The sequence below is a fragment of the Gelidimonas denitrificans genome (assembly GCF_055694065.1).
In genome coordinates this window covers 52,056-70,962 of record NZ_CM146350.1, presented here as the reverse complement: position 1 = coordinate 70,962, position 18,907 = coordinate 52,056, and the positions used below count along the sequence as shown (strand labels likewise).

The following is an 18,907-nucleotide window of genomic DNA, read 5'->3' as shown; positions in this document are numbered from 1 at the left end:
TTTTTATTCCCGCGACGGTCTCGGGCGGACTATCGACACTCGATACGCCCGCCCTGTCCCGCACCAGCACCCGTTGCCAACCAAAACTCATGGCTTGTAATCCTTGTTACGCTCTTCGAAATCCTTGATCTGTTTTTCAGCCTCGTCTTTGGTCACACCATATTTCTCCTGGATTTTTCCAGAGAGCTGATCGCGTTTGCCTTCGATCTGATCGATGTGGTCATCGGTGAGCTTGCCCCATTGCTCTTTGACCTTGCCTTTGAATTGCTTCCAGTTTCCTTCGATAATGTCCCATTTCATTTCAGCCTCCTTGGCAACAATATGCTTATCGACAACGCATAACAGGCATTGACCGCCAGCTTCTATTGCATTCATGCCGGCAACGGCGCTTGCAATGGAAAGACGGCGGCATGGCGATCAATGACCACTCTGTTTAATGTGAGTTTGCAGGGAAAATCAGAGCACCCGCTCGTTCGGATAGGGTTGGGTGCCGTAATAAGAATGAATTTCATCGGCCCACGCGGTGCTTGCCATATCCGGCCAATGATCCGAATCGAATCCCGGCGCATCCTTGATCCGCTCTTTAGCGACTTTCAGGATGAAGCGCTTGTTGACGGTATCGAGCGTCAATGCATTCCACGGCACCGCGAACAGTTTTTCACCCATCCCCAGAAATCCGCCGAAAGACAACACTGCATAACTTACCTTGCCGGTATTCATGTCCAGCATGATTTCCTTGATGTCGCCGAGATCTTCATCCTGGTCGTTATAGACATCGTTGCCGAGCAGCGTGTCCGCACCCATCAACCCAGGTCCTGGACCTTCGCTGGTCTCGTTGCTGTACATCCCATATTTATCGCGATCTTGATAGCTCATGTTCATCTCCTTGGGGGACTCATACAATGAATAATGTAAAACTACATAGATCAGCCTATGCGAGTTTTCACAACTGTTTTTGATGTGCGTCAATTCACATTAAACTTGGTAAAAAAGCCATGATCCACACATAGCTAAGTGCCAGTTACAGCAGGCAATAATCGGGTTGGACGCCTCAGGATGAAACGCTGCGCGGCGCCATTCGGGAGAAGAATATGACGAATATCACGGTAGAGAAAACAGCCTTTGTTTTCGCCGGCGGCGGCAGCTTCGGCGCGATCCAGGTCGGCATGCTGCGGGCGCTGGTGGCGCACGGCATCAAACCCGATCTGGTGGTGGGAGCCTCGGTCGGGGCGCTCAATTGCGCCTATTTTGCCGGCAACCCAACGCCCGCCGGGGTGGCGCAGCTAGAACAGATCTGGTGCCAGCTGCGGCGACGCGATGTACTGCAGGTAAATTGGGGACGCATCGCCGGCCTGTTTTCTCATACGCCCTCGCTGCTCGAAGCATCCGGCCTGCGCCGGCTGATCGAACACCACTTGCCGTACCGCTTGCTGGAAGAAGCCGCAATCCCGGTGCATGTGATGGCCACCGAGCTATTGCACGGCAGCTCGATCCGGCTTTCCAGCGGCCCGGCGATTGACGCGATCCTGGCCAGCTGCGCTATTCCCGCGATATATCCGGCGGTACTGCTCGGCAACAATTACCTGATCGACGGCGCCATCGCCAGCAATACCCCGATCATGGCGGCGGTGGCGCTGGGAGCCAGCCGGCTGATCGTGTTGCCCACCGGCTATGCCTGCGCGCTGACCGCGCCACCGATCAGCGCGATAGGCAATGCGCTGCATGCGTTGAACATGCTGATCGCGCATCAATTGGTGCAAGACCTGGAATTGCTGGCCGGCAAAGTGTCGGTATTGACGGTGCCGCCCTTGTGCCCGCTGGCGGTGTCGCCGTATGACTTTTCACAGGCCAGGGATTTGATCGAACGCGCCGCTAGCAGCACCCGGCGCTGGCTCGACAATGAAGGGCTCACGCAATACCGGATTCCCGGCGCGCTGCGCCCGCATCAGGACTGAGCCGGCGCGCCTACGGCCTGGGTTGGAGCACCCGCTGCAACGAGAGCGACTTGGTGGCGATGAATATTTCGCGCAGCAAGAAAGAATAGCTGCCGATCAGCGCCAGCATCGCCACCACGAACAGCACCGCAATCAGACGATCCAGCGCCAGACCCAGCGCGTCGCCGATAAACAACGCCACGATGATCAGGCTCACCAGCAGCGCGCAGGCAGTGCTGAGGGTGATCGCATAATTGATCTGGTGCGCACGCCGATACAGGATGGTGAGCTGGGTCAGCAGTTCGGATTTTGCCGGGGCGTCGGTGTGGCGCAGCAAGTCTTCCAACTTGCGCGAGCGGTCGATGATGCGCGCGAGCCGGTTGGTCAGCACAATCAACTGCGGCCCGATGCCGCTCAACAGGAAGACCGGCGCAATCGAAAGTTGGATGATGTGACTGACATCGCTGAGTTGGAGATTCATGGTGGTTCCCAAGGATGTAGTTTACGCGCCGTAAGCACTATACGGGGGTGCGTATTATTTTTTGCGCATTAAAACAATGCGGCGAATGCATGTTTACTGCATATACTCCATATCAAGCAGCACCGTAGGATGGGCGAAACCCATCGCATATCGAACTTGCATGATGGGTTTCACCCATCCTACGGCGGTGCGCAATATCGTCAGCAAATAACAAAAAAAGCCGGATGCTGAGGTGCATCCGGCTTCCGGCAAGCAACTTACACCGTCAGCGGCTTGTAGCGAATCCGCTTCGGCTTCGCGCCTTCTTCGCCTAGACGTTTCTTCTTGTCGGCTTCGTATTCCTGATAATTGCCGGCGAAGTAGACCCATTTCGAATCGCCCTCGCAGGCCAGGATATGGGTCGCGATCCGATCCAGGAACCAGCGGTCATGGCTGATCACCATCACGCTACCGGCAAATTCCAGCAACGCGTCTTCCAGCGCGCGCAGGGTTTCCACGTCCAGATCGTTGGTGGGCTCATCCAGCAGCAAGACGTTGCCGCCCTGCATCAATGTTTTCGCCAGATGCAAACGACCGCGTTCGCCGCCGGATAGATTGCCGACGATTTTTTGCTGGTCGCCGCCCTTGAAGTTGAAGCGGCCCAGATAGGCGCGCGATGGCATCTCGAAGCGGCCGACGGTGATGATGTCGTTGCCGTCGCAGACGTCCTGGAACACGGTTTTGGCGCTGTCGAGCGAGTCGCGCGATTGGTCGACAATCGAGACTCGGGCGGTCTGGCCGATCGCGACTTCGCCGCTATCGGGCTGCTCGATTCCGGTGATCATCTTGAACAGCGTGGTTTTGCCGGCACCGTTGGGGCCGATGATGCCGACAATCGCGCCGGCCGGAATCGTGAAGCTGAGGTCGTCGATCAGCAAGCGGTCGCCGAACGCTTTGGAGACGTTCTTGAATTCGATCACTTCATTGCCCAGACGCTCGGCCACCGGGATGAAAATTTCCTGGGTTTCGTTGCGCTTCTGGTATTCGTGCTCGGACAACTCATTGAAGCGGGCCAGCCGCGCCTTGCTCTTGGATTGGCGGCCTTTCGGATTCTGCCGCACCCATTCCAGTTCCTTGGCGATGGTTTTCTGGCGCGACGATTCGGTCGCTTCTTCCATCTTCAGGCGGTTGCCTTTCTGTTCCAGCCACGAGCTGTAATTACCTTTCCACGGAATGCCGTGGCCGCGATCGAGTTCCAGAATCCATTCGGCGGCATTGTCGAGGAAGTAACGATCATGTGTGATGCCGACCACGGTGCCGGGAAAGCGCAGCAGGAATTGCTCCAGCCATTCGACCGATTCGGCGTCCAGATGGTTGGTCGGCTCGTCCAGCAGCAACATGTCCGGCTTCGACAACAGCAAACGGCACAGTGCGACGCGACGCTTTTCGCCACCTGACAACACGCCGATTTTGGCGTCCCACGCCGGCAGGCCCAGCGCATCGGCGGCCATTTCCAGTTGCAGGTTCAGGTTGCCGCCGTCGGCAGTCGAAATGATCGCTTCCAGCCGCGCCTGCTCATTGGCCAGCGCATCGAAATCGGCATCTTCTTCGGCGTAGGCGGCGTACACCGCTTCCAGCTTGGCTTGCGCCTCGAATACTTCGCCCAGGCCGGATTCGACCACCTGGCGCACCGTTTGCTCCGGATCGAGCACCGGCTCTTGCGGCAGGTAGCCGATATTCAGGCCCGGCATCGGCACTGCTTCGCCCTGGATGTCGGTGTCGATGCCGGCCATGATTTTCAGCAGCGTCGATTTGCCGGAGCCGTTCAGGCCCAGCACGCCGATCTTGGCGCCGGGGAAGAAGGACAGCGAAATGTCTTTCAGGATTTGACGTTTGGGCGGCACGATCTTGCCGACTTTATTCATTGTGTAGACGTAATTTGCCATGGCTTTCGGGTCTTTTTCAGGTTGCGGGCGCACGCAAGAAGGTGCAAGTAGTGCGCAGCCCTGATGTTAATGGAACGAGTGCAAGGATAACCGATGGCAGCCCGGCCGGTACAGCGCAGTGGTGAGCTGCGGCGTCGGATTGACGTTGGATAGACGCTGGATGGCGATTACCGCGCCTGCAGCGCCGCCAGCACTTGCCCTTTCAGGGCCTTGATCAGAGCCGCTTCATCCGGCGTCACGCCTTCCGGCGCCAGTGCGGTGCGGTCGGCATAAAACAGTCCGAGCGGAACCGAACGCACCACCAGCGGCAGCACGATGAAACTGCGGGTGTCAGCGAGCAGTGTGCGGTGCCAGGCGGGCAGCAAGGCCACAATCTTGCTGGTGGTGGCGTCGGCGATCATCAGGTCGGCGTCACCGCCCGGCCGGTCTTGATTATTTACGCACCTGGGCAATAATTATCGAAGTCTGCAAGCTTGCGACCGCCTCCTGAGTTTGCTCCCAGAGTGTGTGCAGTTGGCCAACCGAATTCTGCATCATGCGAAAAGCGATAATTGTCGCTTCCATCGGCGTGGCAGCTTCCGTGCGGACCGCCTCAAGATGACTTAACAACAGTTCAAGAGTGGGACGCTGGGCCGGCGGCGCGGCATCGACCACCTCGCGCAATACGTGACGGCGAAACGCTTCGAAGGATTCAGGGTCGTCCCGATACAACGACGCCAGCATATCGAAATCGGGAAGTTGTATGGCGAGATGCATGGCTGGCTCCTTATCATGTTGTTTTGATAAGTGTGCTGCATTTGGCGCGCCCTCCTTTGCGGCACGTCAATGCTATGGTGCGCGCCGTCCATGCCGGCACAAACCCGGGGCGGCTTGCCGCTGCAGGAGGTGCGCCATCCAGCAAATATGCTGGCTAATAGCCCAGCAAACGCGGCAGCCACAGCGCCAGCTGCGGGAACACCATCACCAGCGTCATCGCCCCCAGCATCGCGCCCACCATCCACAACGCCCAGCGCACCGTCGATTCCATCGAGACGCCGGCGATGCGGGTGGTGACCATCAGGTTGACCGCCATCGGCGGCGTGAATTGTCCGATCGCCATATTCATCGTGATGACGATGCCGAACCAGACCGGGTCCCAGCCATAGATCAACATGATCGGCAGCAGGATCGGCAGGAACACCAGAAAGATCGATACCGCATCCAGCAGCATGCCGGCGATCAGCAGCATCACGCTGATCATCACCAGCATCAACGCTTCATTGCCGGCGAAGCCCAGCAGCAGCTTGGCGAACGCATCGAACGCGCCGAGCGTCGAGCCGGCATGGGCGAATACGCCGGCCAGCGAGATGATGATCAGCACCACCGCCGAAATTTCGGCCGATTCGACCAGCACCCGATATACCTTGTGCAGGTCCAGCGTGCGGTAGACGAAAAAACCGTAGAAAGCGGCCACCACCGCGGCCTCGGTCGGCGTGAACAGGCCGGCGCGCATGCCGCCGAGAATGATCACGGGCGCCAGCAAGCCCCAGATCGCTTCCTTGAAGCTGTCCCACAAGCGCGGCGTTTCTTCGTCTGAGGCCGAGCCCCAGCCATTCTTGCGCGACAGGTACAGGGTGGGCACGATCAGCGCCAATCCGGCCAGAATGCCGGGCAGCATGCCGCCGGCAAACAGCGCCGGCACCGACGCTGCCGGCACCAGCACGCTATATACGATCAGCGCAATCGACGGCGGAATCAGGATCGCGGTGGAACCGGCGGCGGCGATCAAGGTGGCCGAAAACTCCTTCGGATAACCCTGCTTCAACATGCTCGGAATCATCACCATCGCCACCGCTGCGGCGTCGGCCGGGCCGGAGCCGGAAATCCCGCCCAAAAACATGCAGACCAGAATTGCCACCACGCCTTGGCCGCCGCGCCGCTTGCCGACGATGGCGGAGGCGAAGCGCACGATCCGCAGCGCAACGCCGGCGCGCTCGAACATCATGCCGGCCAATACGAACACCGGCAGCGCCAGCAGCGGATATTTGGCGATGCCGCCATAAGCGTTGGTCGGCACCGCCATGATGCCGAGGCCTTCGATCAGAATCACCGCGGTGCCGGCGATGCCGAGCGCGATCGCCAGCGGCGCGCCGATCGCCAGCAGCAGCGCGAAGCCGGCGAATAAAATCAGACTGCCTTCGGCGATCATGCTGCACTCCGATCTGCCGGGCTGGATTGCCGGCTAAAACGCAGCATGCGGCCGATGATGCGCAGGAAAATCACCGCCGACAGCAGCGGCAGCCAGAGCGTGTAAATCCATTGCGGGATGCCGATGCCGGGCGACGTGGTGTCGTACTGCCAGTCATCCCAGAACAGAAAAGTGCCATACCAGGCCATGATTGCAAACATCAGCGCGCCCAGCGCCAGCACCAGATATTCCAGCACGCGCGCCAGCTTGCGCGGCAAGCGTTCGGTGATGAACGTCATGCGAATGTGGGTGTCGCGGGCAAACGCGGCGGCGGCGCCGAACAGGGTCAGCACCACCATCAGGAAAATTGAAAATTCTTCGGTGAAGGCAAACGAGACATCGGTGAAATAACGCACCAGCACATTGGCAAAGGTGATGCAGCAAATCAGCGCCAGCGCCATCGCGGCGCAGAATTCTTCGATTTTGACCGGCACGCGCGGGGCTTCCTCGGTCGGGTGGGAGGTGTCGGATGGATCGCTCATGGCATCGGTCATTTCATTCAAGGTTTAAACGTGTCGGGGGCAGCGCCCGGCTGATGACACAAACATCAAAAAACAAAAAGCGCCCCGCAGCGAACGGGGCGCTGCGGCGGCGCAAACCGGTTACTTGCGGGCGGCAATCGCCACTTCTGCTTTTTTGACCAGATCGGCGCCGATGGTCTTCGACCATTTGTCGTACGTCGGCTTGGTCAGCTTGCGAAATGCGTCGACTTCAGCCGGCGTCAGGTGCGTGACTTTCACGCCCAGAGCCGCGACATCCTTGTAGATGCCGCTGTTGGCGCTGGTCAAGCCCTTGCGCGCGAGCGCGGTTTCGTCCTTGCCGGCTTCGATTGCGGCCGCGCGCACCGCCTCCTGGTCAGCCTTGCTCCAGCTTTTCCACACCTTGCCGCTGACCACGAAGATCAGCGGATCGGCGACATAACCCCAGACCGTCAGGTATTTTTGTCCCACCGCGTGGATTTTTGCGCCGGTGAACACCGAGATCGGGTTTTCCTGGCCATCGACTGCGCCCGAGGCCAGCGCCGGCTGCGCATCGGCCCAGCTCATCTGGGTCGGATTCGCGCCCAACGCGGTGAAAGTATCGTTGAACAGCGGCGAGCCGACCACCCGGAATTTCAAGCCTTTCATGTCGGCCGGAGTGCGGATTTCACGCTTGGAATTGCTGATTTCGCGAAAACCGTTTTCGCCCCAAGCCAGCGGCACCACGCCATTTTTTTCGATCACCTTGAACAGATCGCGGCCGACTTCGCCCTTCGTCAGCGCATCGATCGCGCGGTAATCCGGCATCAGGAACGGCAGCGAAAACAGGTTCAGCTCCTTGACCTGGGGCGACCAGTTGATCGACGAGCCCACCGCCAGATCGATCACGCCCTGCCGGATCGCGGTGAATTCGCGGGTCTGATCGCCCGCTACCAGCGAAGTGCCGGGATACATCTTGATGTTGATGCGGCCCTGGGTTTTTTCCTTGACCAGATCGGCCCAGCGCTGGCCGCCATTGCCCCACGGGAAAGCGGTGCCGAGCACGGTGGACAAACGATATTCAGGTTGGTATTTCTGCTGCGCGACGGCCGGCAGCGAGACGGTGAACGCGGCGGCAATGGCGGCCGCAAATAAAGTCTTGACCAAGAAAGATTCTCCTTCGGGGGATGGAACAGCCAGAACTGGCAAACGTGCTGCCGTGGCAATATCGATCTGCCATCGCGCAGCTAATTTTCGCTTCGCTTCACGCAGTCCGACAGGCCCCTGACGCGGTATGGGCATCAACCGGACAGTGCTGCTGGCATGCTGGAACGGTGGCGCTCCCAACTTTTACAGGAATCATTAGCGCAGGTCAATTGCCCTACGGAATTTTTAGATGGCAGATTATCGTCAGACTTGGAGCGCTTGCGGCGCAAAGCGTTGAGCGCCAAGATCGGCTTGACCGAGGCCTGAGCGCAGCGCTCTATGTGCGGTTGTGCGGTGCGCCAGCCCGGCAGTGCATACGCGCAAGGGCGATATGCGAACGTTGTTTCCGCGAGATTTCTTGTGGCTGTTCAGCGTCTGCGACATTGAAGTTAAATCAGGCAGTATTTTTTATTCATGCAATTAATATATGCGGCAAAGCATGTGTTTATAGGCATACTCCATTGCAATTAAAACAGGGCGCCGCTGCTTGCAGCACTGCGCCCCTTGCCGCGATTAATTTTTAGGCAATTTTCCGGCTACGCCTTCGACGAAATAATTCATCTTGTTGAGGCCGTCATCGTTCATGTGGCCTTTTTCGAGCCTGACCTTGCCTTCGTTGTCTTTGACCGGGCCGTCAAACGGCGTCAAAGTGCCGGCCACGATTTCCTTCTCTTTGGCTTGGACGAACAGTTTCACGTCGTTCGGCACCGCCGGGCCGTAACCTTCCAGCTTGACCATGCCAGCCTTGAGGCCGCCCCAGGTGGCGCTGGTTTTCCATTTGCCGTCGATCACAGCTTGCGCTTGCTGGGTGTAATACTTGCCCCAGTGGTGGGTGACGGCGGCAATTTGCGCCTTGGGGCCGAATTTCTTCATGTCGGAATGGTAGGCGACCGCGTATTTGCCCTTCTCTTCGGCAGCCTGCATCACGGCGGTGGAATCGGTGTGATGCGTGAGCACGTCGGCGCCCTGGCCGATCAGGGTCAGCGTCGCATCGCGTTCCTTGCCCGGATCGAACCAGCTGTTGACCCAGACCACTTTGACTTCGGCTTTCGGGTTGACGCTGCGGAAACCGCGGGTGAACGCGTTAATCCCCTGCAGCACTTCGGGAATCGGGAACGCGCCGACGTAGCCGGCCACCCCGGTCTTGCTCATTTTTCCAGTCAGTACGCCGGCCAGGTAGCGGCTTTCATAAAAGCGCGCATTGGCGGTGGCGACGTTGGCGGCGGTCTTGTAACCGGTCAGGTGGACGAATTTCACCCCCGGAAACTGCCTGGCAACCTTCAGCGTCGGGTTCATGTAGCCGAACGAAGTAGTGAAAATCAGCTGGTTGCCCTGCTGCGCCAGATCGCGGATCACGCGCTCGGCGTCCGCTCCTTCGGGTACGTTCTCGACCACCTTGGTGGTGATTTTTGCGCCCAGGTTTTTCTCCATTTCCTTGCGCGCCAGGTCGTGCTGGGTGGTCCAACCGGCTTCGCCGATCGGGCTGACATACACGAAGCCGACTTTCAGGGGCGCGGCATACGCCGACACGCAAACAGCTGTCACGGGCAAGATCGCGATTGCGCTCAACACGTCGCGCACAAGATTTTTAGTCATGATTTGAATAATCTTTCGAAAGATGGGTTTTTGTCAGTACAGCTTGCAATGGATTGCCAAAATAGTTTTGGCGGCGGAGTTTCAGCTTCACCCAGCTTCACGCATCTTAACTGCTTGTCGGTGGCAGATGAGATGCTGCGCGATAGCCGCAACCACTGGCGGGGAACAATGGCGGCAGGATCAGGCCCATGTTGTATCATGCCGAATTCAAAAAAACCTTCCGCTGGCCGCTTATCGGATGCATTAATCGCTTTTTTACAGGGCGACGCTCCGACGGGCACAGCATGGTGCGTAGAAATGGAATGAGTATATTGCTGACGGCTTACGATACCCTGGTCTGCTGGATTGGTTTGGTCTGGGTCGGCTTGCTGCTGCTGCTCTGGTCGCTGCTGGCCCTGGTCTTGTATCCGCTGCTGCCGGCCCGGCTGGGGCGCGCGCTGGGACGACTGGCGATCATGACTGTGTTCCGGCTGACCCTGGCTGCGCTGAAGCTATCGGGCCGTTTCCATTTCGATTTGCGCGAACTGGATGCACTGCGCAACGAAAAATCCCTGATTATTGCCTCCAATCATCCATCGTTATGGGATGTAGTCTTGATTGCGTCGCGCCTGCCAGACGTCGCCTGCATCATGAAAGCCGAAATCCTCGGGAATATATTTCTTGGCGGCGGCGCCCGTCTGGCACGCTACATCAGCAACGCATCGTCACGCAAGATGGTGGTGCTGGCGGTGCAGGACTTGCAGCGTGGCAGCCACTTGCTGCTGTTTCCGGAAGGAACCCGCACCGTGCGACACCCGATCGGCGCTCTGACAGCCAGCATAGGCGTGATCGCACGCCGCGCCCAGGCGCCGGTGCAGACGGTCTTGATTGAAACCGATTCGCCATTCCTGAGCAAGGAATGGCCGCTGTTCAAAAAACCGCAGCTGCCGATGCATTACCGGGTGCGCGTGGGTCAGCGTTTCCCTGCGCCTGCAAGCAGCGCCGCATTGATGGCAGAATTAAGCCAGTATTTTGCCGCTCAGCTTGCTGCGCCACCGGACCCGGCAGCTGCCGATTAACCTATTTTTAGCGTCCGCTTCGATGAACTCTCCCTCCCTGACCCACCTGGTTCTGATTCCCAGTTACAACCCCGGCCCGAAAGTGTACGAGACCGTGCGCGCAGCGCGGCAGCACTGGAACCCGGTCTGGCTGGTGATCGACGGCAGCACCGATGGCACCACCGCGCAATTGCAGGCAATGGCTGCCAGCGACGCCGGTTTGCGGGTCATTGTCTTGCCGAAAAATAGCGGCAAAGGCGCAGCGGTATTGCATGGCCTGGAGCACGCCGCCGCCCTAGGATTCACCCATGCGCTGACGATGGATTCGGACGGCCAGCATCCGGCCGAACTGATTCCCGCCTTCATGGCCGCATCGCAATCCGAGCCCGGCTGCATGGTGCTCGGTCTGCCGCGGTTCGACGCCAGCGCGCCGAGTCTGCGGGTGCAGGGGCGGAAGATCTCGAACTGGTGGGCCAACCTGGAAACCTTGTGGGCCGGCATCGGCGATTCGCTGTTCGGGTTCCGGGTGTATCCGATTGCGCCGTTGCGCGCGGTGATGCGGGGCCAGCCCTGGATGCGGCGCTTCGACTTCGATCCGGAAGCGGTGGTGCGGCTGTGCTGGTACGGCGTCAAGCCGCTCAACCTGACGGCGCCGGTGCGCTATTTCAGCGTTGAAGAAGGCGGCGTGTCGCATTTCCGCTATCTGCGCGACAACCTGCTGCTGAGCTGGATGCACAGCCGCCTGTTGCTGGGATTCCTGCTGCGCCTGCCGTTATTGCTGGTGCGCAAGCTGCGCTAACAGCATCACAGCAGCCCGCCGTTGATCGAAATGACCTGGCCGGTGATATACGCTGCACGTGGCGAGGCCAGAAAACTCACCAAATCGGCGACTTCCTCCGGCTGGCCCGCGCGTTTCATCGGCACCATGCGATTTATCGCTTGCGCATCGAATGCGCTCCGGCTCATTTCGCTGTCGATAATTCCCGGCGCCACCGCGTTGACGGTAATGCCGCGACTGGCGATTTCCAGCGCCAGCGACTTGGTGGCGGCGTTGAGTGCGCCTTTGGCGGCGGAATAATTCACCTGGCCGCGGTTGCCGCCCAGCGCAGCCACCGATGACATATTGATGATGCGCCCCCACCGGCTGCGAATCATCGGCATCATCAGGGTGTGGGTGACGTGGAAAAAACCGTGCAGCGACACGTCGATCACGCGCTGCCATTGCTCCAGCTGCATGCCTGGAAACACTGCATCGTCGTGAATCCCGGCATTGTTGACCAGGATCTGGATCGGTTTGAGCTCAATCAACGGCTGCAGGATAGCCGCGACTGCGGCCGCATCGGTGACGTCGAACACCAGCACTTCGGCGCTGCCGCCCTGCGCGCTGATCGCGTCCACCACCGCCTGCGCCTGCGCCGGCCTGGAATTCGCATGCACCAGCACATGGTGACCATCTGCCGCCAGACTGCGGCAGATCGCAGCGCCGATCGCGCCGCTGCCGCCGGTAACAAGAGCTTGTTTCATGGATGTGGTCCCGCTTGCAAAGGTTGATGGGGTCAGGGGGTTTTATGATCGGCAGCCGCCGCAATACTCTGCCGCGCATTGAGGATCACCGCCGCTCTGCCTTCCAGCAGGATGCGACCTTCGGCGCGGACCCAGAAATCGTATAAGACATTGTTGCCATCGCTGCTGAATTGCCTGGCTTCCACCGTCAGATCGGCGGCGATATCGTCGAGCCGGCCGACATGCAATGTGGCCGCACGCACGCTGGCCAGGAAGCCTACTTTCGCTGGCGTCTGCGCTGGTGCCTGTTGCAGCGCCAGCAGCGCGCCATGCACTGCCATGGCCTGGGCCGCGTATTCGATGCCGCAGGCAGCCCCCAGCCGCCCGTGTGCGCGCATCGGGTTGTCGGTTGCCCGATGGCTGATGGCGCTGCAGCGCACAGCTTGCGCATCCCAGTCTTGTACCCGATCCAGCAGGCACATCTGGCCCTGATGCGGGATGTGCGCAGCGATCCACGCGCGGTCCAGGTCCACTAGGCCCACGATTCGATCTCCACCGCGAGACGGGTGGTGCCCAGGTAATCGAGCACCAGCGTGGCCGATGCGCGGTTCGCGAGCGCGCGCAGCAGCGGCAGGCCGCGCGCGGCCGGGATTGCGGTTCTGAGATTTTCCAGTGCGATGTCGGTCATCTGGTCGGCCCTATCGGACGTCAGCCAGACTCTGATCCTGGCCAGCGAATTGGCGCTGCGTTGTGGCGCAAGCACCAGACCAATCCCGAATTCGTCGGGAATCGGCCTCACCTGGTGCAGCGGTTCCGGATACGTGCTGTCGCAGGCAATCAGCAATGCGCTGGCATGTTCGACCACCACCTGACTTAAGGCTTCCAGCAGGCCGGCCCCGAAGCTGGCGTCGTACGCAGAGAGCACCGACGACGACGCCATCGACTTGGCCGCGATAGCCCAGTAGCCGGACGCCGCGTTATGCACCGAATTGTGGAATCGGGTCGGCGAAATTTGGCGGTCATCGGAGGCCAGCATCTGGCAAATTTGATGGCAATTTTCGCCATCGCCGCTGGAAGCGGAAAAAACGGTCGGCAATCCGGCGCAGTCGAGTCCGGCCGCAGCGGCGGCCTCGAAGCCGACCGCCAGCGACAGCCTGACGATCGGGCCGCAGCGACGCCGCTCCGCCGGCGGCAACGAAGCCGCCGGCGGCAGCACGGCGGGCTGATATTGGTAAGCGGCTTGTCCGGTCAAAATGGCGCGGCTGCTGGGCCAGCCATTGAATCCGGGGCCGAGCAGGCCGATGCCGTCGATATAAGCGGTCAGAGTATGCATGCTGGAGACTTAATTAGCGTTAGCGCGGCCGAAAACTAGGCTGCAATTGGTGCCGCCAAAACCGAAAGAATTGCTCAGAACGCGATCGACCCGTTGCGCCCGATTGTCCAGCAAGTAATTCAATCGCAGGTCAGGATCGCGCTGGCTGGTGTTGATGCCACCCGGCATCAAGCCGTGCTGCAGCGCCAACGCACAGATCACCGCTTCGAGTCCGCCGGCGGCTCCCAGCGTGTGCCCGGTCGCGCCCTTGGTGGAGCTGCAAGGAGTCGAGGCGTCGAACAAGGCGGCTACCGCCCGCCCTTCCGAAGCGTCATTGCTAACCGTGGCGGTGCCATGCAGATTGATGTAATCGATCTGCGCGGGCAGCAGATGCGCCATGTTCAATGCATTTTGCATGGCAATTTTTGCACCCAGGCCGTCCGGATGCGGCGATGACATGTGGTAAGCGTCGCTCGACTCGCCGATCCCCAACAACAGGATGGCGTCGGCATCGGCACTGTCCGGCAGCCGTTCCAGCAGCGCCAGCGCAGCAGCTTCGCCGATCGAGATGCCGTTGCGCCCGGCGTCATAGGGACGGCAAGGCTGGGCCGAGATCAGGCCCAGCGCATTGAAGCCATACAGCGTGGTCAGGCACAGCGAATCGACGCCGCCGACCAGCGCTGCATCGATGATGCCGGCTTCGATCATGCGCCGCGCCGAACCGAATACTTTGGCACTGGAAGAACACGCGGAAGAAACCACCGCGGCCGGCCCGCTCAAGCCGAAATAACGCTGCGCAAAATGGGCTGCCGAAAAAGTATTGTGGGTTTCTGCGTAATGAAAATCCGCCGGCAGCGCGCCTGTCACGCTATCGCGGCGCCGGTAAGCCAGTTCGGTTTGTAAAATTCCAGCGGTGCTGGTGCCCAGAAACACGCCGACTCTTTGGTGGCCGTAGCGTCCGATCGCCGTTGCCACGGCATCGGCAAAACCGTCTTGCTCCAGCGCGAGTTGCAGCAGACGGTTGTTGCGGCAGTCAAACGCCTGCAGGTCAGCCCGCAGCTTGACGTCGTCAACGCCGGCGACCGCGCCGATATAGGTGTCGAGATCGACGATATCGAAATCGCAAGGCGAGAGCCCGCTTTTGCGTTGGCGCAACGCCTGCAAGGTCTGGGAAAGACCGCGACCGAGACAGCTGGTGGCCGTGAAGTGCGAAAGTAAGAGCGGTTTCAAGGCAGAAGGAGAGCGATTCGTTGGTGGGCGTGTCGCGATTTTAGCAAACTAAACCGAGTGAACTGCATTTGGCAGCGTGACGAAATGCAGGCCGGCGTTGGCAGCGGCGTCAAACAACAGCGGCAACACCGCGATGATCACCGGCACCCCGGCGTCGGTCCGCGCGCAGTTGCCATCGTGCAGCAGCAGGATGTCGCCCGCCTTCAGATTCTGCGTCAATCTGCGGCAGACCAGCGCCGGGTCCGTGGTGTTGGTGTCAAAACCGCGCGCGCTCCAGCTCGCCAGCCGCAACCCAAGCCTGGCCAGCACCGGATCCAGGAAGATATTGCGCAGGCCGGCCGGAGCCCGGAAGAACAATGGCGCGCAGCCGGTGATCGCGCTTAAAGTGCGCTGCCCGGCCTGTATCTCGCGCCGCAAGCCGTAGAGGCCGAGCAGCGAAAAATTGTGGCGATGCCGCTGGCTATGGTTTTCGACCGTATGTCCGCGTTCGACGATGTTTCTGCAAAGATCGGGATAACGGGCCGCGTTGTCGCCGATGCAAAAAAAACTTGCCTTGACGCGGTAGCGATCCAGCATCTCAAGCACCTGCGGCGTCACGTCCGGGTCCGGCCCGTCGTCGATGGTCAACGCAATTTCACCACGGGCAACGGCAGCAGGCGGTAATCGGATCCAGTTCGGCCCAAGCCAGGTGCTGCGCGGCCATAAGCCGACCAGCGTGATCAGCACGTGGTTGGCCAAGATGATCGCCAGCACCCAGCGCCAGATATGCGGCAACGGGGGCACCGCCAGAGGCACCGCAACAATCATCGCCAGCAGCGCCAGATGCAGCAAAAAAGTGCTGCTGACCAGCGCTGTCGGCCGCCAGCGCAACAGCTTATTCGGCGTCATTCGACGGTATCCGCTTTGCGATTTTCTGGCTGGCAAAAACCGCCGAAAAAATCAGCGCCAGCACCGCGCCGGGCCCGACCGTGGTGCCGATCGCCTGCAGTACCGGCACCTGCGAAAAGCCCAGCAAGCCAAAGCCGGCCACGGTGGTCAGATTGGCAAAGGCCAAGGAAGTCAGGGTTTGCGGCGTGATGCCGCGCGCAGGGCGGCTGCTGGCAGCGCCGCCGCCTGGCTGATTGAAAAACAACGCATAGTTGGAGCCCACCGCGACGATCAGCAACAGCCCCACCAGATGCAGGATCGTCAGGCGCTGATCGCACAAGGCCAGCCCGGCAACCACCGTGACTATGGCGCCAAGCAGCGGCGCCATCACGCGAATTACCGCTAGCGGCGAGCGCAATGAGAACCATAGCAACAACACGATGCCGGCCAGACCGGCCGACGACAACAGGATGGCTTCGCGCAGATAGCCCAGATACAAATGATCGGACTCCGCTTTCAAGTCGACCAACAGTGCATTCGACTGGCCAGCCATGGCCAGCGCGGCGCGCACCGGCGCGGTGGCAATGCCAGCGCCCATGCCGGCCGGCTGGCCGGACGCCGGTGCTGTCAGCGGCAGCACCGCATTCCAGCCGCTGGCGCGCTGGTACAACAGCGAATCGAGCGCCAGCGCCAGTGAGGTATGGTTTAAATCGCTGCGCTGCAATGGCGCGCGGCTTTTGGCTGTTGCCACATCGGCGACAAAGGGCGCAAACAGTTCGGCCCGCACCGGCAGGCCGATGGTTGCCTGCTGCAGCCGCTGCGTCAGCAACGGGCCCGGCAGGCTGGCTTGCCGGGCCCGTTGCGTCGCCACGCTAGGCAGATATTGGCTGGGGCTTTGAAACCCGGCCAATACGCCCTGCTCCACCAATGGCTGCAAATGTTGCGCAATCTTTTCAGCCGACTGCAACACCGCTTCCCGGTCCGCGCCGGACAGCACCACCATGTAACGCACGTCCGGCGCTCCCATATCCGCGCGCAGGCGGGCATCGGTGGCCTGATCCGCCTGCGACACCGGGCTCAGGGAAGACAGTTCCGGATTCCACAGCGTAGCGCGGTGCAGCACGACCACCACCACCGCCGCCAGGATCAGCAGCATCAACGGCCAGCGCAATGCGCTCGCGCGCCGCGTGACGCCGGATAATCTGCGTCCGATTGCGGACACGTCGCGAATCCGGAAATTGTCGGGCAATAGATGGGGCAACACGAATCGGGTCACCGCCGCGGCCGTGATCAGGCCGGCAATCGAATACATGCCGAGCTGCGCCAGCCCGGGAAAGCTCGACAGCAACAACGAAGCAAAACCGGTGATCGAAGTCAGCACCCCAAGCCGGATCGTCGGCCAGAAATCGGCAACCCAGTCGGTCGGGGTATTGCTGCTCCCTGCACTCGATTGGCGCGACTGCACGAAAAGATAGATCGAATAGTCGACCGCCTCGCCGATCAGCGTGGTGCCGAAGCCGAGCGTAATCCCGTGCACCGCGCCGAAGCCGAGGCTGACCGCGGCCACCGCCACCAACGCGCCGGAAACCACCGGCAACAGCCCGAGCGCCAGCGCGGTCAATGAGCGGTACACCAGCCATAGCAAAGTGATGATGATGGCGGTGCTGATGACGGACAGGCGGGTGACCTCGCTTTTGATGGTCTGGCGCGCCAGCACCGAAAACACGCCCGGCCCCGTCATCACCAGCCTGGCTGCCGCCCCGCTTGCGCCCTGCTGCTGGCGCGCCGCATCGAAGGCCTGCCGGATCTGCTGCATCGCCTGTTGCTGGCCATCGGTATCGGCCCCGGCGGCGCGGGTTTGCACCAGCAGCAGCGCGCGCGCGGCATCCTGCGAAGCCCAGGCGCCATGCTGCATGCGCGGCTGGTTTACGCCGTTCATCTGGCCCAGCAACTGCACGATCTCGCCGGTCGGGTCGCGCGGCAGCAGCGGCTTGATCAACAGGCCGGCCGGAGAAACCAGCAAATCGATGGTGTCGCCGATTGCTCCGTGCAGGCCGGCAACGGAAAATCGCTCGGGCGTGACGGCAGGACTCAATAAATAACGGTTGCCGAACAAGAACGCCTGGTCTCTTTCGGCATTCAGCGGCTCGCCATTATTCACCGTCACAAAGGCCGGCTCGGCGCGCAGGCGTTTGGCAGTTTCTTTTGACAGTGCCGCACGCAACTCCGCGTCACCGCCTTCGATCCCGATCAAGATCAGCCGCGACACCACGCCTTCGCGCAACTGATCCAGCAAGACCTTTTGTTCCTTGGTCGGCGCTTGCGGCAGAAATCCCGACAGGTCGTTGATGAACGTGGTGCGGGCAATCACCACGCAACAAAGCGCAACCCCCAGCAGCCAGGCAAAGAGCGCGATCCGGCGCGACTGCAGCTTCATTGCGCCGCGATCCGATCGATCGTCATCAGCGAACGGTCGCCGTCGGTCTGGATGATGTTGATGCTGCGCACATCATCGGCACTGCCGGCGATCTGGATCAGATGAATCTGCGTCGCCATTTTGGCGTCGATTGGCGACAGCGACAGCAGCCAGCGCTGCGCGCCGCCTTCCAGTTTCAATTTATATGCGCGCTCCAGCGCCTTGCGGTCGCCCGCCAGCGTGCCACGGATGCTGTCGATGAAAGCGGCCAGCTCCGGGTACTGTTGCAACGACAAGGTGAATTTCTGGCGTCCCCGCACTACCGTCATGACATCGCCTTCGACCCGCATGGTTTCCGGTTTCGGCTTGATGGTGCGTTTCTCCAGAATGTCAGGCGCGATATATTGCAATTCGCCGGAAGATTCCAGCGGCCGATCGAGCATCGCGAGGGTTTTTTTCTCGACGAACGTGGCGCGGCCCGACTTCGCCAGCGCCAGCGATTGCATCAACTGGTCAAGGCTCCAGCCTGCGGCCAACGCCGGTTGCGGCTGCAACATGGCGAGAGCCAGCAGCAGAAACGCGACAGCATTGTGGAACATCGGTGGTAACGCGGCAAACTTCATGAATCCATCCTGTGTATGGGCGTTGCGCATTGTCCACGCAAGGCACGCGCCGGCCTCAGGCCACCGCGCGCTTCGTAAAAAATAAGGAGTAT

21 protein-coding genes are annotated in these 18,907 nt (G+C 60.5%); 4 read left to right on the top strand and 17 right to left on the bottom strand.

Going from position 1 to position 18,907, the window contains the following annotated elements; genetic code table 11:
- Positions 1 to 87 precede the first annotated feature (87 nt).
- Both FKCLFG_RS00320 and FKCLFG_RS00315 read right to left on the bottom strand, forming a co-directional pair.
- Entirely contained in the window at positions 88 to 300 is a 213-nt protein-coding gene (locus FKCLFG_RS00320) for a CsbD family protein (RefSeq protein ID WP_472614268.1), read from the bottom strand.
- Positions 301 to 456: 156 nt separating this feature from the next.
- Positions 457 to 876, bottom strand: a complete 420-nt coding sequence (locus tag FKCLFG_RS00315) for a PRC-barrel domain-containing protein (RefSeq protein ID WP_472614267.1) — start codon at positions 874 to 876, stop codon at positions 457 to 459.
- Positions 877 to 1,091: 215 nt separating this feature from the next.
- Between FKCLFG_RS00315 and FKCLFG_RS00310 the strand changes: the two genes are divergently transcribed.
- Positions 1,092 to 1,955 (top strand): patatin-like phospholipase family protein, encoded by an 864-nt coding sequence (locus tag FKCLFG_RS00310; RefSeq protein ID WP_472614266.1) that lies wholly within the window; start codon positions 1,092 to 1,094, stop codon positions 1,953 to 1,955.
- A 10-nt stretch (positions 1,956 to 1,965) separates the two neighbouring features.
- Here FKCLFG_RS00310 and FKCLFG_RS00305 read toward each other — a convergent pair whose 3' ends face one another.
- The 8 genes from FKCLFG_RS00305 to FKCLFG_RS00270 all read right to left on the bottom strand — a co-directional run bounded on the left by FKCLFG_RS00305 (position 1,966) and on the right by FKCLFG_RS00270 (position 9,827).
- On the bottom strand, positions 1,966 to 2,415 hold the full coding sequence (locus FKCLFG_RS00305) for a DUF2721 domain-containing protein (RefSeq protein WP_472614265.1): 450 nt from the start codon (positions 2,413 to 2,415) through the stop codon (positions 1,966 to 1,968).
- Between the two features lie 257 nt (positions 2,416 to 2,672).
- Positions 2,673 to 4,340 carry an energy-dependent translational throttle protein EttA gene (gene ettA / locus FKCLFG_RS00300; protein ID WP_472614264.1) on the bottom strand — a complete coding sequence of 556 codons (1,668 nt, stop codon included), beginning with the start codon at positions 4,338 to 4,340 and terminating at the stop codon, positions 2,673 to 2,675.
- A gap of 167 nt (positions 4,341 to 4,507) precedes the next feature.
- Positions 4,508 to 4,792 (bottom strand): hypothetical protein, encoded by a 285-nt coding sequence (locus tag FKCLFG_RS00295; RefSeq protein ID WP_472614263.1) that lies wholly within the window; start codon positions 4,790 to 4,792, stop codon positions 4,508 to 4,510.
- The gene (locus FKCLFG_RS00290; protein ID WP_472614262.1) at positions 4,773 to 5,096 is read right to left on the bottom strand and encodes a DUF3135 domain-containing protein; all 324 of its coding nucleotides are present in this window, start codon (positions 5,094 to 5,096) and stop codon (positions 4,773 to 4,775) included. Before FKCLFG_RS00290 ends, FKCLFG_RS00295 begins: the two co-directional genes overlap by 20 nt.
- Positions 5,097 to 5,250: 154 nt before the next feature.
- Complete coding sequence (locus FKCLFG_RS00285; protein ID WP_472614261.1) at positions 5,251 to 6,528, bottom strand: TRAP transporter large permease; 1,278 nt, start codon at positions 6,526 to 6,528, stop codon at positions 5,251 to 5,253.
- Complete coding sequence (locus FKCLFG_RS00280; protein WP_472615886.1) at positions 6,525 to 7,061, bottom strand: TRAP transporter small permease; 537 nt, start codon at positions 7,059 to 7,061, stop codon at positions 6,525 to 6,527. Before FKCLFG_RS00280 ends, FKCLFG_RS00285 begins: the two co-directional genes overlap by 4 nt.
- Before the next feature lie 108 nt (positions 7,062 to 7,169).
- Entirely contained in the window at positions 7,170 to 8,192 is a 1,023-nt protein-coding gene (locus tag FKCLFG_RS00275; RefSeq protein WP_472614260.1) for a DctP family TRAP transporter solute-binding subunit, read from the bottom strand.
- Between the two features lie 552 nt (positions 8,193 to 8,744).
- Entirely contained in the window at positions 8,745 to 9,827 is a 1,083-nt protein-coding gene (locus tag FKCLFG_RS00270; RefSeq protein ID WP_472614259.1) for a BMP family ABC transporter substrate-binding protein, read from the bottom strand.
- A gap of 3 nt (positions 9,828 to 9,830) precedes the next feature.
- Between FKCLFG_RS00270 and FKCLFG_RS00265 the strand changes: the two genes are divergently transcribed.
- Genes FKCLFG_RS00265 through FKCLFG_RS00255 form a run of 3 tightly spaced genes read left to right on the top strand, consistent with a single transcriptional unit; the run spans position 9,831 to position 11,663 of the window.
- Positions 9,831 to 10,133 (top strand): hypothetical protein, encoded by a 303-nt coding sequence (locus FKCLFG_RS00265; protein ID WP_472614258.1) that lies wholly within the window; start codon positions 9,831 to 9,833, stop codon positions 10,131 to 10,133.
- Entirely contained in the window at positions 10,130 to 10,885 is a 756-nt protein-coding gene (locus FKCLFG_RS00260) for a lysophospholipid acyltransferase family protein (RefSeq protein ID WP_472614257.1), read from the top strand. The genes FKCLFG_RS00265 and FKCLFG_RS00260 overlap by 4 nt, the downstream gene beginning before the upstream one ends.
- Before the next feature lie 22 nt (positions 10,886 to 10,907).
- Positions 10,908 to 11,663 carry a glycosyltransferase family 2 protein gene (locus FKCLFG_RS00255; RefSeq protein WP_472614256.1) on the top strand — a complete coding sequence of 252 codons (756 nt, stop codon included), beginning with the start codon at positions 10,908 to 10,910 and terminating at the stop codon, positions 11,661 to 11,663.
- A gap of 5 nt (positions 11,664 to 11,668) precedes the next feature.
- Here the strand turns inward: FKCLFG_RS00255 and fabG are convergent, their stop codons facing one another.
- Genes fabG through FKCLFG_RS00220 form a run of 7 tightly spaced genes read right to left on the bottom strand, consistent with a single transcriptional unit; the run spans position 11,669 to position 18,815 of the window.
- Positions 11,669 to 12,388, bottom strand: coding sequence for a 3-oxoacyl-ACP reductase FabG (gene fabG, locus FKCLFG_RS00250; protein ID WP_472614255.1), 720 nt, complete (start codon positions 12,386 to 12,388; stop codon positions 11,669 to 11,671).
- Between the two features lie 32 nt (positions 12,389 to 12,420).
- Entirely contained in the window at positions 12,421 to 12,909 is a 489-nt protein-coding gene (locus FKCLFG_RS00245) for a hotdog family protein (protein ID WP_472614254.1), read from the bottom strand.
- A complete protein-coding gene (locus FKCLFG_RS00240; protein WP_472614253.1) occupies positions 12,900 to 13,700 on the bottom strand; it encodes a beta-ketoacyl synthase chain length factor in 801 nt (266 codons plus the stop codon). The genes FKCLFG_RS00245 and FKCLFG_RS00240 overlap by 10 nt, the downstream gene beginning before the upstream one ends.
- 9 nt (positions 13,701 to 13,709) lie before the next feature.
- Complete coding sequence (locus FKCLFG_RS00235; protein WP_472614252.1) at positions 13,710 to 14,909, bottom strand: beta-ketoacyl-[acyl-carrier-protein] synthase family protein; 1,200 nt, start codon at positions 14,907 to 14,909, stop codon at positions 13,710 to 13,712.
- A gap of 48 nt (positions 14,910 to 14,957) precedes the next feature.
- Positions 14,958 to 15,797, bottom strand: a complete 840-nt coding sequence (locus FKCLFG_RS00230; RefSeq protein ID WP_472614251.1) for a polysaccharide deacetylase family protein — start codon at positions 15,795 to 15,797, stop codon at positions 14,958 to 14,960.
- A complete protein-coding gene (locus FKCLFG_RS00225; RefSeq protein ID WP_472614250.1) occupies positions 15,784 to 18,213 on the bottom strand; it encodes an MMPL family transporter in 2,430 nt (809 codons plus the stop codon). The genes FKCLFG_RS00230 and FKCLFG_RS00225 overlap by 14 nt, the downstream gene beginning before the upstream one ends.
- On the bottom strand, positions 18,210 to 18,815 hold the full coding sequence (locus tag FKCLFG_RS00220; RefSeq protein ID WP_472614249.1) for a LolA-related protein: 606 nt from the start codon (positions 18,813 to 18,815) through the stop codon (positions 18,210 to 18,212). Before FKCLFG_RS00220 ends, FKCLFG_RS00225 begins: the two co-directional genes overlap by 4 nt.
- Positions 18,816 to 18,907: the final 92 nt, after the last annotated feature.

What these genes read in the sequence shown, in the direction of transcription:
- FKCLFG_RS00320 (WP_472614268.1), bottom strand. Translation starts at nt 300, where the DNA reads ATGAAATGGGACATTATCGAAGGAAACTGGAAGCAATTCAAAGGCAAG.
- FKCLFG_RS00315 (WP_472614267.1), bottom strand. Translation starts at nt 876, where the DNA reads ATGAGCTATCAAGATCGCGATAAATATGGGATGTACAGCAACGAGACC.
- FKCLFG_RS00310 (WP_472614266.1), top strand. Translation starts at nt 1,092, where the DNA reads ATGACGAATATCACGGTAGAGAAAACAGCCTTTGTTTTCGCCGGCGGC.
- FKCLFG_RS00305 (WP_472614265.1), bottom strand. Translation starts at nt 2,415, where the DNA reads ATGAATCTCCAACTCAGCGATGTCAGTCACATCATCCAACTTTCGATT.
- ettA (WP_472614264.1), bottom strand. Translation starts at nt 4,340, where the DNA reads ATGGCAAATTACGTCTACACAATGAATAAAGTCGGCAAGATCGTGCCG.
- FKCLFG_RS00290 (WP_472614262.1), bottom strand. Translation starts at nt 5,096, where the DNA reads ATGCATCTCGCCATACAACTTCCCGATTTCGATATGCTGGCGTCGTTG.
- FKCLFG_RS00285 (WP_472614261.1), bottom strand. Translation starts at nt 6,528, where the DNA reads ATGATCGCCGAAGGCAGTCTGATTTTATTCGCCGGCTTCGCGCTGCTG.
- FKCLFG_RS00280 (WP_472615886.1), bottom strand. Translation starts at nt 7,061, where the DNA reads ATGACCGATGCCATGAGCGATCCATCCGACACCTCCCACCCGACCGAG.
- FKCLFG_RS00270 (WP_472614259.1), bottom strand. Translation starts at nt 9,827, where the DNA reads ATGACTAAAAATCTTGTGCGCGACGTGTTGAGCGCAATCGCGATCTTG.
- FKCLFG_RS00260 (WP_472614257.1), top strand. Translation starts at nt 10,130, where the DNA reads ATGAGTATATTGCTGACGGCTTACGATACCCTGGTCTGCTGGATTGGT.
- FKCLFG_RS00255 (WP_472614256.1), top strand. Translation starts at nt 10,908, where the DNA reads ATGAACTCTCCCTCCCTGACCCACCTGGTTCTGATTCCCAGTTACAAC.
- fabG (WP_472614255.1), bottom strand. Translation starts at nt 12,388, where the DNA reads ATGAAACAAGCTCTTGTTACCGGCGGCAGCGGCGCGATCGGCGCTGCG.
- FKCLFG_RS00240 (WP_472614253.1), bottom strand. Translation starts at nt 13,700, where the DNA reads ATGCATACTCTGACCGCTTATATCGACGGCATCGGCCTGCTCGGCCCC.
- FKCLFG_RS00230 (WP_472614251.1), bottom strand. Translation starts at nt 15,797, where the DNA reads ATGACGCCGAATAAGCTGTTGCGCTGGCGGCCGACAGCGCTGGTCAGC.
- FKCLFG_RS00225 (WP_472614250.1), bottom strand. Translation starts at nt 18,213, where the DNA reads ATGAAGCTGCAGTCGCGCCGGATCGCGCTCTTTGCCTGGCTGCTGGGG.
- FKCLFG_RS00220 (WP_472614249.1), bottom strand. Translation starts at nt 18,815, where the DNA reads ATGAAGTTTGCCGCGTTACCACCGATGTTCCACAATGCTGTCGCGTTT.